The 13,272-nt window shown below is 30.5% G+C and carries 12 protein-coding genes; 4 read left to right on the forward strand and 8 right to left on the reverse strand.

The window, feature by feature from the left end; all coding sequences use genetic code 11:
* Positions 1–34: 34 nt before the first annotated feature.
* Positions 35–979, reverse strand: coding sequence for a hydrogen peroxide-inducible genes activator (locus tag NH26_RS17165; RefSeq protein ID WP_044219929.1), 945 nt, complete (start codon positions 977–979; stop codon positions 35–37).
* A gap of 293 nt (positions 980–1,272) precedes the next feature.
* On the opposite strand from NH26_RS17165, the gene NH26_RS17170 reads away from it, so the two are divergent.
* The 3 genes from NH26_RS17170 (at position 1,273) to NH26_RS17180 (ending at position 3,118) form a co-directional block, all read left to right on the forward strand.
* Positions 1,273–1,683 (forward strand): 6-pyruvoyl trahydropterin synthase family protein, encoded by a 411-nt coding sequence (locus NH26_RS17170; RefSeq protein ID WP_044219931.1) that lies wholly within the window; start codon positions 1,273–1,275, stop codon positions 1,681–1,683.
* Positions 1,643–2,371, forward strand: a complete 729-nt coding sequence (gene folE, locus NH26_RS17175) for a GTP cyclohydrolase I FolE (RefSeq protein WP_084812215.1) — start codon at positions 1,643–1,645, stop codon at positions 2,369–2,371. The genes NH26_RS17170 and folE overlap by 41 nt, the downstream gene beginning before the upstream one ends.
* Positions 2,372–2,581: 210 nt before the next feature.
* Positions 2,582–3,118 (forward strand): hypothetical protein, encoded by a 537-nt coding sequence (locus NH26_RS17180; RefSeq protein ID WP_139263145.1) that lies wholly within the window; start codon positions 2,582–2,584, stop codon positions 3,116–3,118.
* A gap of 387 nt (positions 3,119–3,505) precedes the next feature.
* On the opposite strand, the gene NH26_RS17185 is transcribed toward NH26_RS17180, so the two are convergent.
* From NH26_RS17185 to NH26_RS17200, 4 genes are all read right to left on the reverse strand, one after another.
* Positions 3,506–5,002 (reverse strand): T9SS type A sorting domain-containing protein, encoded by a 1,497-nt coding sequence (locus NH26_RS17185; RefSeq protein WP_044219939.1) that lies wholly within the window; start codon positions 5,000–5,002, stop codon positions 3,506–3,508.
* Positions 5,003–5,007: 5 nt separating this feature from the next.
* Positions 5,008–6,306 carry a T9SS type A sorting domain-containing protein gene (locus NH26_RS17190; RefSeq protein ID WP_044219941.1) on the reverse strand — a complete coding sequence of 433 codons (1,299 nt, stop codon included), beginning with the start codon at positions 6,304–6,306 and terminating at the stop codon, positions 5,008–5,010.
* 85 nt (positions 6,307–6,391) lie between these two features.
* On the reverse strand, positions 6,392–7,093 hold the full coding sequence (gene radC / locus NH26_RS17195; RefSeq protein WP_044219943.1) for a RadC family protein: 702 nt from the start codon (positions 7,091–7,093) through the stop codon (positions 6,392–6,394).
* 129 nt (positions 7,094–7,222) lie between these two features.
* Positions 7,223–7,837: a hypothetical protein gene (locus NH26_RS17200; protein WP_044219946.1), complete on the reverse strand. Its 615-nt coding sequence runs from the start codon at positions 7,835–7,837 to the stop codon at positions 7,223–7,225.
* Positions 7,838–9,005: 1,168 nt separating this feature from the next.
* On the opposite strand from NH26_RS17200, the gene ctlX reads away from it, so the two are divergent.
* Positions 9,006–9,947: a citrulline utilization hydrolase CtlX gene (gene ctlX, locus NH26_RS17205; RefSeq protein WP_044219950.1), complete on the forward strand. Its 942-nt coding sequence runs from the start codon at positions 9,006–9,008 to the stop codon at positions 9,945–9,947.
* Here the strand turns inward: ctlX and NH26_RS17210 are convergent.
* The 3 genes from NH26_RS17210 to NH26_RS17220 form a co-directional block, all read right to left on the reverse strand.
* Positions 9,936–11,219 carry a hypothetical protein gene (locus NH26_RS17210; protein ID WP_044219954.1) on the reverse strand — a complete coding sequence of 428 codons (1,284 nt, stop codon included), beginning with the start codon at positions 11,217–11,219 and terminating at the stop codon, positions 9,936–9,938. The genes ctlX and NH26_RS17210 overlap by 12 nt on opposite strands.
* A gap of 45 nt (positions 11,220–11,264) precedes the next feature.
* Positions 11,265–12,224, reverse strand: a complete 960-nt coding sequence (gene metF / locus NH26_RS17215) for a methylenetetrahydrofolate reductase [NAD(P)H] (RefSeq protein WP_044219958.1) — start codon at positions 12,222–12,224, stop codon at positions 11,265–11,267.
* Between the two features lie 341 nt (positions 12,225–12,565).
* Complete coding sequence (locus NH26_RS17220) at positions 12,566–13,270, reverse strand: hypothetical protein (protein ID WP_044219962.1); 705 nt, start codon at positions 13,268–13,270, stop codon at positions 12,566–12,568.
* Between the last annotated feature and the right edge of the window lie 2 nt (positions 13,271–13,272).

The following is a 13,272-nucleotide window of genomic DNA, read 5'->3' on the forward strand; positions in this document are numbered from 1 at the left end:
GATAAACTCGGTTGGGATTTTTTATTTAATCTCGTTATCTCCATTCTACTACGCTACCTCTTTCTCTAGTAAGCATTTCTTTAGGAACGTTTTCTTTAATACATTCTTCCAAAACTTTTATCATACTAGCCTTGGCAAAGTTTCTTGCATAAACCAAACTCACTTCTCGCATAGGACGTTCTTCTGCGAAAGTTCTTATCTGGTCTTTACCATTCTCAGGAAGAAGATCAACCGCTAATTCTGGTAAAAGAGTAAACCCTCCTTCCTTATCAACCAAACGAATTAAAGTTTCTAAAGAACCACTTTCATATGAAATAGGTAAAGAACTATTCATTTTATTCGTTCTCTGGTAGGAACATAAATTGATCATCTGATCTCTGAAACAGTGTCCTGCAGAAAGTAACCAAATATCTGGAGAGGTTACATCATTTAAACTAACCTCTAACTGATTCTCAAATTTATAATCTGGGTTAGTGTACACCATAATTTCCTCGTATAATAAAGGCAACTCCTGAATACCATTCTCATTAATAGGTGTTACTAATAAGCCAACATCAATTAAATCTTTATGTAATTGAGAAATGATTTCTTCTGTTTGCAGTTCTTTTACGATTAATTTTAAATTGGGATACTTCCTTGAGATGTCACCTACAAAAAGTGGTAATAAATAGGGGGCAAGGGTTGGAATTACTCCCAATTTTAATTCACCATTGATTTCACCTTTGTGCTGAAGGATGATATCGTCTACTTTTTTGGATTCTTGAAGGACAATTTTTCCTTGTTCAATAATCTTCTTACCAATCTCCGTTGGAATAATGGGTTGTTTCCCTCTGTCGAAAATAACAACATCGAGTAACTCTTCGAGCTTTTTAATTTGCATACTCAACGTAGGTTGGGTAACAAAACAAGCTTCAGCTGCAGCAGAAAAACTTTGATATTGATCTACTGCAATTATATATTCTATTTGTGTGATTGTCATATGATCATTAATTTGTCATAAAAATACCAACTTAAACACATCAAAGGAAAAATATAAAACCACTTTTTTAAAAACATTTTAATTTTTTAGTGGTTATTCTAAATGTAAAAGGAGTTAACACTTATTAAAGTAGAAATTTAATTATATTCATGTTGCAACATCATTTGTGATAATGATATTAAACTTATCACATTTGAAATTAGATAATTAACGTTACTCTTTTAACTTTGTGATTTCCTTTAGGTACGCATGTTTCAAATTGATCTAAATTAATTAGATCGAAATACATTTTAATGAAAGTAACAGTATCAAGGACTGCACATTTTAATGCGGCTCATCGCTTACACAATCCAGATTTATCCGATGAATTGAATAAGAAAATCTTCGGAAAATGTAATAACCCGTATTATCATGGACATAATTATAACCTTACAGTAAAGGTTACAGGAAAAATTGATGAAGTAACAGGTTATGTTATTGATATGAAAATTCTTAGAGATATCATTCAGCAACATGTACTTGATAGACTTGATCATAAAAATTTAAATGAAGAGGTAGAAGAGTTTTCTTCATTAAACCCAACCGCTGAGAATATTTGCGTAGTAATATGGCAAATTCTCAGGGATCAATTAGAAGAAAAGTTTGACCTAAAAGTAATTTTATATGAAACAGAACGAAACTTCGTGGAATACCCTTCAGTCTAAAGTCGTACAGAACGGTATGGAAGTATATAGAGATACAGATATAGATGAAATTGGGGACAATCACATTGGTACATCCTACGATACACCAATGAAAGAGGACGCATTTGAACTATCTGATGAAGAGAAAATAAAGAAAATTTCAAGTCATTTTCGTGAAATTATGGATACTTTAGGTTTAGATCTTAAAGATGATAGCCTTAGAGGTACTCCTGATAGAGTAGCAAAAATGTACGTAAAAGAAATATTCAGTGGTCTAAATCCAGAAAATAGACCTGATATCAAACTCTTTGATAATAAATACAAGTACGATGAAATGTTAATTGAGAAGAATATTCACTTCTTCTCTAATTGTGAACATCACTTTGTACCAATCATTGGTTTTGCACATGTTGCTTATATCTCGAATGGAAAAGTGATTGGTTTATCTAAGATTAACCGTATTGTACAGCATTATGCAAAAAGACCTCAGGTTCAGGAGCGTTTAACAGTACAAATTGCAGAAGATCTAAAGAAAACTTTAGGCACTGAAGATGTAGCTGTTTTAATTGATGCTAAGCATTTATGCGTTTCTATGAGAGGTATTGAAGATACTTACAGCGCTACGGTTACATCACATTTCTCTGGAAAATTTAAAGATGAAGCAACTCGTAGAGAGTTTTTAAGTCTTGTTCCAAAACCTACAGAATAAACATAACCTATTATCATTAGATATAAAGAAATACAAGAGATGAACACAAACGTGTTCATCTCTTTTCTTTTTAATGAAATACTGTTAATTTGTGTAAGGTATATCTTATCAATTGAATGATGAGATTATAATCTTTAAAGTAAAAGTAAATCGATCCATAAGGATAGAACTTTTTACAATACTAATCTTTAAGTACTCTTCATCAATTTTATGAAAAAAATACTATTCCTCTTTTCATTCTTGTTCTTTTCTACACTTTCTATGGCTCAGATACATTTTGGTATAGGTGGTGGAGGTAGTCAAGGTGTTGGAGATCTTTCTCCCTTTTCTAGTACAGGTTTTAGTGCCTACATAGAGTTTGGTTATAATGCTGGAGACAAATGGGATGGGATATTATCTGGACAGGTAAATGGTTTTGCAGCTATTCCGATAGATCCATCTTTAACCCATGCATGGTATCAGGTACCAATTATTGCTTCTGGTAGATATTATTTTTTAGGTAAAGAAGGAACACTTTTTCATCCCTATGTTCAAGGTGGTTTTGGAGGTGTGAAATCGTATTTTTTACAAGCAAGAGGTACAGGGCAGGATCCTAAGTTAATAGACGATTTTTGGAGTTTTGGACTTAGAGGAGGTGTAGGTGCAACTATCGCAATATTTAATTTACAGATGAATTATCTTTATTCTGGTAATTATCAAGGATACACTCTTGGGGCATTAGATTTTACTATCGGATTTTATTTTTAATAATAAAAAAAACAGCTTCCATAAAATGGAAACTGTTTAATGTTTTTTTCAGTTCAATATATAAAAACTCTTTTCAATTCTATGATCGAAATATCTTTAGTTTACTTTAAATTACTTTAGTATATATCACGTATTACATATTAAAGAGTTCAATTTGTTATTACTTATTTAGAAATAAAAAAGAGAGTGTTAGAAAGCAAAAAAGCCATCTTAAACTAAGACGGCTCTTTTATTAATCACACAACATTTTATTTCTTATAACTCATCAATTTACATTTTAGATCATTTTTCTAAAGTTAAATTGCGATTGAGTTATTGTTCTTTTCAACCTTGATATAAATTAAATAACGTATTATTTCCCTTCAGGGAGGGGTTTATTATCAATTGTTATTGATGTTGTATGATGATTTCTTCATGACTACACATTTTTCCATTTCTGTAAATCATCAATGAATAGATACCATTTTCTAGAATGGAAGTATCAATGATAAATTCATTATTATCATAACTATACTTATTAATAGGGAAAACTTGTGCCGTTTCTACATGTATGAATTTAAAAGTAAATTGATCCTCATTATTATTTACTGTCGTCACTTTTAATTGTGTATCAGCAGGGTTTGGATAGACCTTATCGATAGACTTTTCAATGATATTTGATTGGATAAATACACTTTGTGTCCATGATTCTTTTTTACCATCTAAGTCTACTTCAGTAAGTTTATATGTACTTTCACCTTGTGAAGGTTTAGAATCAATGAAACTATAGTTTAACTCTATATTAGAATTTCCTGATGCTTTAATTTTATCTTTTACCACAGTAAAGTTTTTACGATCTCTAGACCTTTCAATAGTAAAATAACTCGTATTGATTTCTGTCTGAGTTGTCCAATTCAGTATTACTTCATGATTTTTGACAATAGCATGGAAATCACTTAATTCTACAGGTAAGCTAATTGCCATAGGATTAGGCATTATTGAAATCATTTCTTTAATATCGGGAGTGAGATGGTTTTCAATATTATCAATATTATGATTAGGTTGATCTCCAAAATATCTTTTTGCGATATTATCCAAGCCTCCTATAGCAATGACTTGTCCATAAGGAGGATGATCTTGTGAGTTAGGTGAAAGTGTAGACCAATGATCGTGATGATGATCATCGTCGTCGTCGTCATCGTCGTCATCGTCGTCATCATCATCATCGTCATCATCATGATCTCTATGATGGTGATGATTGTCAATTGAAAGTGCTCTAATCATTCCTAATACTAATAATTTACTATTTGGAGCATTTGGTGTTCGATTTAATAAAGTATGATGATGATGGTGACTGCTATAATGAGGATAAGTTGGATTAAATTGAATATGACCATTTAAAATGACATCATTGGCTATTATCATTTGGTTGTAATTATTAAAAATAGCAAGATGATCATGTTCTAATTTTTTAGTTCCAAACATTTTAAAATTTTGCCCAACTGATATTACTCCATAATTTTCGAACCAAATTTCATCATCATCTTCATCCTGAATTGTGAAATCACCAAATACTGATATTCCTCCTCTGTTATAGTTTTTTTCATCATCAGTTTCGAAAATCATTAAATTTCCTTTTACTATTAGTATAGCATGAGTTTCTACAATCAAATGTCCGTCATGACTACTGTGATTAAAATAAGGATGATGGTAACCTCTGTGACTCTCTATGGATCTATGATGGTCTTTATGTTCAATTCTTAGGTCACCGTCTACCAGAACAGTATCATAAGAATGAACAATAAATCGAGCATAGGTACCAGGTGGTACTTTAATTATTTCTCCTTGTAAGGAAATAGAAATAAATAAAGATAAGAGTAGTAATAGTGTTTTAATTTTATTCATTTTAATTATTCTTCTTCAACAATTATCGCTTGGCTATTCTTTAAATTACCTTTGCTATTAGTAGCATAAATAATTACGTTTCCAGAATAAATCAATTGATTATTGTCTTTTACTTTAAGGATATAAGCACCGGCTGGGTAATGATGCACATCAAAAATTGCTTTTTTGCCTTCGATATTTGGTTTAATATCCCAAATACTTTCATTTTGGGTATGATGTAATTTAATATCTAGTGATTTGGGATTATCGTGTTCGAGTTGTAATGTGAGTTTAAAGTTGGTTGGATTTGGATCTAATTGTGCTACTCCAAATTCCTCTTTATCGTTTTTTCCTGCTGGTAAATGTCTAACCCAAACAAATTCTTCATTATCATTTTGTATGGTTCTTAATCGGTAATAATTTTCTATTTCGGTGTTGAAGTTGTTGTCTTTTAAGTCGTATGGAGTGACCTCTCTAGAATTCATAGAAGCTTGTAATTCGCCAATTGGAGTATAATCAATTCCATTTTCTGATTTTTCAATAATAAAGCGAGCACAATCTTTTTCTCTTTGTGTTTCCCAATAGACATAGGCCGTTGTGCCGTCTACTTCAATATCAAAAAAATCGACTATCGTTGGTAATCTTAGTCGGTTAGATTTAATTCCCAAACAGAATAACTCATTGCCTTCACATTCATATGCAGCAATTTTTTTTAAATCGCCAACAATATTATCCTTGAATTTATTTCTTACAGTTAGTTTACTTTGAACATCAATGTAAACGTTTTCACCAAGAAGCAGGCTTCCTTTTTTACTTGTAAAACCTAGGTCAAAATAGGTTGTAGATATTTGTCCTCTTAAGTCAGCATCGTAATCATCAATTTTAATGAAAATTTCATGAGCATCAATCGTCCCTGTTTCTTCTAAAATAAATTCTCCGTGATTAGCATTAATGGTTATTTTTTGAGCCGTTAACTTTCCTCCAATACTTAGAACAGCGTTATTATTGATGAATAAATCATTATTAATCAATATACTCCCTCTAGAGGTGATATTCATTTCACATTTAGCTGGAACATCAATATTGCCAACAGATATTTGATAAGATCTTGTATTAAAATCAATAATAAAGAATCTTTCTTTTACAGAAATAAAACTATTCTTGTTGGGTACAACGTTGGGGGTCCAGTTATTCGGATTTTCCCAGTCATCAATAGAAGTATATCTTTCTAATTTTGGTTTGATTGTCTGATAGTTTACATCAGAAGATCCAAAAGAGGGTATAACTGTACATAGAATGAATGAGAATAAAAGGAAAAGCTTCATGAGTAAATAGAAATTATAGTATTTGGTAGTTCAATAAGTATAATATATAATTTACTAAAATAATTTCTAGAAAAACATAGATCTCTTATAAAATTCCTTCATCTGCAAAACTAAAGTAGGTGTCGTTTCCAAAAATAAGATGATCAAGAATAGGGAGTTCCATAAATTGCCCTGCAGATTTTACTTTTTTAGTCAAAGAAATATCAGCCTGACTTGGTTTTACATTACCCGAAGGATGGTTGTGTGATAGAATAATAGAACAAGCATTCTTTTCCAATGCTTTTTTGAAAATGATTTTAGGATCGGCAACCGTACCAGTCATTCCTCCCATAGAAACTTTTTCAGTACCAAGTACTTGATTTCCTCTATTGAGTAAAATAACCCATAGTTCTTCATGATTAAGATCTAATAAATGCATCGAAAGTAGCTTATAAATATCCTTTGAACAGGTGATTTTTACTTTTTCATTGGGCTCTAGTTGTTTTCTTCTACGACCTAATTCTAAAGCAGCAGTTATTGTTACAGCCTTGGCATCACCAATACCTTGAATTTTTTTTAATTCTTTGATCGTTAACCCTGCTAAAACGTGAAGATTGTTATTTACAGAATTCAATAATAATTGAGCTACTGTTATCGCAGACATTTTCTTTGTTCCTGAACCGATTAATAAAGCAATTAATTCTGCATCTGATAATGCTTGTCGACCTTTTAAAAGGAGTTTTTCGCGAGGACGGTCCTCCTCTGCTAAGTTTTTGATACTTAGGTGTAAGTCAGTTTCTGAGTACATATTTTTTATCGTTAAGTCAGCTTGAGAAGTAATAATAAGAAAGATTCTTGTAAAACAAAAGAGGTTAGCATTTAATGCTAACCTCTCCAATAAAGTATGAAATGAAATGAATTATTACTTATTTTTTACTTACAGAACTGAGAATGAATCAGAGTATGAAACTCCATCAATAATCATTTCCGTAGTGTATGTACCTTGTGGTAATGAAGATAAGTCAAAACGTTTTACATTTTTAGCTCCAGCTAAAAACTTTGTAGAATAAACTGTATCACCTTCTTCAGTTCTTAGGTTTAGTTTAACAAAACCTTTTACGTTGTTACCGATGATCAAATGTAATTGATCTTCTACGATTGATGCTTTGAACTTTTGGTTAGATGTAGCCAATTGGTAGTTCATCATAACCGCTGTTTTATTAGAAGTAATATAAAACTCTCTAACCATCATTTTATCTTCAAATTTTAATTTGAAGTTATATTTTCCTTCAGGTAACGATACGAAATTAATGTCTTCTCTAACTTTTCCAGATGCAACAACAGTTTTATGCATAAAAACTTTTCCTTCTGTATCTGTAATTGAGAAGTTAACTTCTTCACCTTCTAAATTTTCTAACATTAAAGTAGCTGAAGTTCCATTTGTAGAAGCTTTAAAGAAATATGAGATTCCGTTAAAAGGTAAATATGTTTCTGAAGCAAATGAACTTAAACTTAGTAATAATGTTGCAATGATAAATGTAAACTTTTTCATGTTTGTAATATTTGTTATGTGTATATGTTTCAAATTTTAGTGTGTAACTCGTTTGAGCACATGACAAAGGTGTGGTATTATTTTCTTTTGTCAAAACTAAAAACTGAAAAATTTTATAAGTGTATTTTGCCTATTTAATAATTTAATATTCCGTTTGAAATACACTTTATTCATTTTTATTCATTAAGTGTAAACTGATCCTGTAGGAATCTATTATAGATCTATTGGATGTCTACTTTTAATTTTAAAAGTGTACTTGACTACACTTAAAAATATATAAATCAAATTAAATTGTTAATGAATGTAAACGGATATTTTTGTTCTAAAAAAGTATCCAGTAAATAAAAAAATGCTGTGTAAATATTGATATAAAATGGACTGTCTTTAGCTTGATTATATGTGATTTTGAGTGTATTAAGCTGCTAAATGACAGTTTTTGGTTTTATGTTATACAATTTATTTATACTTAATGTTAAGAAAATGAATAGTTGTTCATTTTATGTTAATCTATCGTTTTTGATTGTGTAACATTGCTCAATTTTTAAAAATCGTTTTCTTGTATTTTGATTTTAGTTTTAAAAAAAACATGAGGGCAGGATAGAAAGAACTACTCGATTTATTAGAAAGGGTAGTTGAGGGAAAAAAAGAATGTTATTCACATTAATAGATTAATTGTTGATAAGTTTTTCTTTTTGAGTGAGATTAAAAAATATGACATACAAAAAAGAGGTTACCACTGAATGATAACCTCTCCCAATAAAGTATGAAATGAAATGAATTATTACTTATATTTTGATCAGTCTTGTTAGACTGTTGATCTCTTAATTTGTTTGTGATCTCCGTTTGTTTGTTGATCACATTACAAATATGGGGTATTAATTTATTTTGTCAAAATTATTTTAGACAAAATATTATAAGTGTATTTTAACACTTAATATAAATATGTTTCGTATGTGTTACACTTGCTTTATTTTCATTCATTAAGTGTAAGTTTATCTTTATATATAATTTTACTCTGATGAATAAGTCTTCATTATTATTCTTTAAGTATTCAAAGTACACTTAACACAAAAAATATTTATTTTTTTTTATTTTTTTTTAAATATTTTTATTTCGGAGTATCTTTTGGTCCACAAACACATACTTAATAATAGATATCTCATTATAAATGCATTATAAACATAACTCATCAAATCATATATTAATGGTTCGTCCTGCTTCTTTTGGCTTTAATAAAGACACAGCAGTAGACAATAGCTTTCAAAACTTTACAGAAGTAGAGCATTTAGATAATATTGAAGAAAAAGCTTTGGCAGAGTTCGATCAATATGTTACCTATCTAAGGAAAAATGACATTGATGTGATTATCGTCGACGATACACCAGAGCCTTATACTCCAGATGCATTATTTCCTAATAATTGGTTTACCACCCATCAAGATGGAAAATTGATACTTTACCCTATGAAACCACTTAACCGAAGGTTAGAAAGACGAACGGATGTGGTTGAAATGTTAGAAATGTGTTTTCATGTCTCTGATATTATTGATTTGTCTCCTTATGAAGAAAAAGAGATTTTTTTAGAAGGTACAGGAAGTATAATATTTGATAGAGTGAATAAAATTGCTTTTGCATGTAGATCTCATAGAACAAATGAAATTTTGTTCAAAGACCATATGAAGAAGCTTGGGTATGAAGGCATTTTATTTGATTCTGTTGATGAGGAAGGAAAACCAATTTATCATACGAATGTAATGCTGTCAATTGCGTCTGATTTTGTAGTGATCTGTGGGGCATCCATACCAAATGTAGAAGAACGTAAGTTAGTATTGGATAAGTTCTCGTCTTTAGGAAAAGAAATAATCGATGTGACTTATAAACAGCTGAAGGATTTTACTTGTAATGTTTTAGAGGTGACAAATCTAAAAGAAGAAAAAACGTTGACAATGTCAACTCGTGCTTTTAATGCTTTTACAGAAGAACAAAAAAACAAGATGGGAGAGTATGTTCAATTATTACATTCGCCATTGGATATTATTGAAACTGTTTGTGGTGGTGGAAGTAGATGCATGATGGCAGAAATCTATTTACATGAGCAGTTATATGTATGATTTTTTATTATTGTCTATTATCATGAAAGAGATATGTATAAGAGTAGAAATAAATAGTATTTTATATCTATTTAAACTACCTAAGTTAGGACTGGCAATGCCTAGAAGACCGATAAATAATAAAGTCAATACAATTGATAAAAGGAGCGTCCATTTTAAAAATGGGCGTTTTTTTATTTTTGGACTTTTAAAAAATAAAGTAGATGTATAAATAAGTAGGACGATAGTACCTAAATTTTCAAATATTGAAATGGTTTGGAATGTATTTTTATCAGAAAATAAGTTGGTTAATTCAAATGCCCCTATGATTGCAAAGGGTAATGATTTCAATAACCCTAACCAAGAACCATCTAAATAGGGTAAATAAATGGCTGTTCCTTCTTTTGATGCATCATAAAGTTTAACATAATTGAGTTGTATCGTATTTAATACTCGATGATAATCAAAATGATAATGAAGATAGGGGAGTATCATCACTATACTACCTATGCCTAATAAGAAAATCGTAGTTTGTTTTATATCAATTGATCTTTCTTTTTTATCGTTATACAACATGAAAGAGTTGAGCCCTATCAATAAAATAATGAAAAGGAAATAATAAAATTTGATTTGTAATAGTAGTAATAAACTGATGAAAATGATCGAGACTCCTTTATAATAAGATTTTCTATAATAGATAATTTGTAATAAATAGCCAATGCTTAAGAAAATCAATCCCATACTTATACTTTCTTTGATAATTCCGCTACTCCAAAAAGCAAATGAAGGAAGTATAAAATAAGGAATGATTAAACTATAATTAAGCTGAGGATATTTTTGTTTTAAGATATCAATGTATTTCCAAATACCGATAAATGAAAATACACTTAGGTAAGCACCACTAATCCAGTAATTACTATTCGTTAAAAAATTGATGAGTGATAATACAATGCAAAATATAGATGTAGAAGCATTACTTTTCATCAATTGAGATTGAATATGTTCTGGGTAATGATAAGGTCTACAAAAAATAAAATTAATGTATTCTTTAGGTTGATTTTTACCCAAATCAGTTAAAAATTGAGCATCATGGAAGAGAGCAAAAGTATCTCCACCTTGATAAAAGAAGGTGTATAGCAATCCTACACCCACACCAAGTAATAATTTGGAGGTTAAACCGATAAAGTAAAATTTACTCAAGGGTGATTTTTGTACATTGTTCGATTTCCAATGCCAATACACCAAAAGTGCAAGTATGATGATGCCAATAACTTCCATAAAAAAAGCAATCATTGTACAAGACAATGATTGCTGAAATATAGTAATATTTTAATAACTCTAGAATATAGCCTCTGCAATATCTTTTACAGAAGTAGATCTACCCATAGAATAGAAATGCATACTTGGTACACCAAATTCCATTAATTCTTTAGCTTGTTGGATACCAAACTCAATACCCAATTGCTTAATTGCTTTATTATCTTTACATTTTTCAGCCTCTTTGAGTAACTCTTGAGGGAAATCTAATTTAAAGATATTCGGTAAAAGAGTTAATTGGCGTTTAGTAGTCAATGGCTTTAAGCCTGGAATAATTGGTACTGTAATACCAGCTTCGCGACATCTCTTTACAAAATCAAAGTATTTTTGATTATCAAAGAACATCTGAGTAACAATATATTCTGCACCAAGATCTACTTTTTGTTTTAAATACTTGATATCCGTATCCAAGTTACCTGCATCCATATGTTTTTCAGGATATCCAGCAACACCCATACAGAAACCACCTTTAAAACCAGATTCTGATGAATACATAAACTCTCCTTTGTTCAGTTGGTCTACATGTTCCACTAAATCAGAAGCGTATTTGTATCCTTTTGGATGAGGAGTAAAAGAAGCCTCTCCTTTTGCTGCATCACCTCTTAAAGCTAAAATATTTTCTATCCCTAAGAAATTTAATTCTATAAGGATATTTTCTGTTTCTTCTTTTGAGAATCCACCACAAATAATATGTGGGACTGTATCTACATTGTATTTGTGCATAATTGCAGCACAAACAGCTACTGTTCCGGGACGGTGTCTCTGAACAGATTTTTCAAACAATCCGTTCGGAAGTTCTTTATAAACATATTCCTCACGGTGATAAGTTACATCCACGAACGCTGGATTGAATTCCATTAAAGGATCAATAGCATCAAATAATGATTGTATACTTTTACCTCTAACAGGTGGGAGTAACTCGAACGAGAACAAAGTTTTCTTCTCCCTTTCAGCTTGAATTAAACGATCTATAACTTTCAAAGGCCCTTTTATTTAAGTGTTTGTTTGAAACTGTAAGTAGAATAACATAGTATGTATAAAATGATTTCTACTCAATCGGACAGTAAATTTATTTTTAACAATCGCTATTCCCAAATAGATGGTGAGAAATTTTGCCAAAAAGTATATTTATTTTAAGAAATTTATAAAAAAGGTCTCTTTTTCTTGAGAAATATCTTAACTAATTGTGAATTAGGTAAGAAACTAAGTCACCTCTATAACTTTAATTTTTCAGGATTAAAGCTGTTTTTAGAAAATATGAGGTACAAAAAAAGAGAAGCCAAACTGGACTTCTCTTGTCAATCTTTATTATTGAAAATGATTTATTCGAATGGATTCGAAGGAATAAACTCTCCTTTATCATTTCTATAATATTTAGTTTCGATTTCTTGCCTTAATTTGATATACTTGGCATATTCTCCTTCAAAGGCTACTCTTTTGTCGATAGTTTCATCAAATCGATCTAAAAGACAAAGTACCACCTCAGATATTTCTCTTACTGCATTATTATTACCAGGGTTTCCAGTAATATAATCACAGTGTCCATTCATCCTGCAATATTCAGTAAATAATGGACTACCATCTCTACCAATCATAAATCGAGTACCTACAGCTTTAGCTAATGAGATATCTAAAATATCATCAAAAGTAAACATAATCTCTTCTGGTTTTACTCCAGAAAGCTCGTCTACTAAAGGCAATACTTTCACTTTATCCTTTACTAAAAAACAAACAGCGTCTAAGTGTTCTCTTTGCGCCCACTTAAATGCAGCTTCGTTATATTCTCCAGTAACTACTGCAGTAAAAGGAATTTTACCATGTTCCAAGTAGTAACCAAAGCGTAGCATATTTACACCCATAGAGTCCACTTCAGAAAATGGACTTGGCATATTTCCGCCTTTTACACCATTATTAAAAACGCCATCCCAATCGAAAATTAGGCCTTTTACGTTTTGTAATTGCTGTAAAAGAGAAGAGGAGGGTGTTACAAACACTCCTCCTCCTTCTACAAATAATTCTTCTCTCATGA

Source organism: Flammeovirga pacifica, from assembly GCF_000807855.2.
In the GTDB taxonomy this organism is placed as follows: domain Bacteria; phylum Bacteroidota; class Bacteroidia; order Cytophagales; family Flammeovirgaceae; genus Flammeovirga; species Flammeovirga pacifica.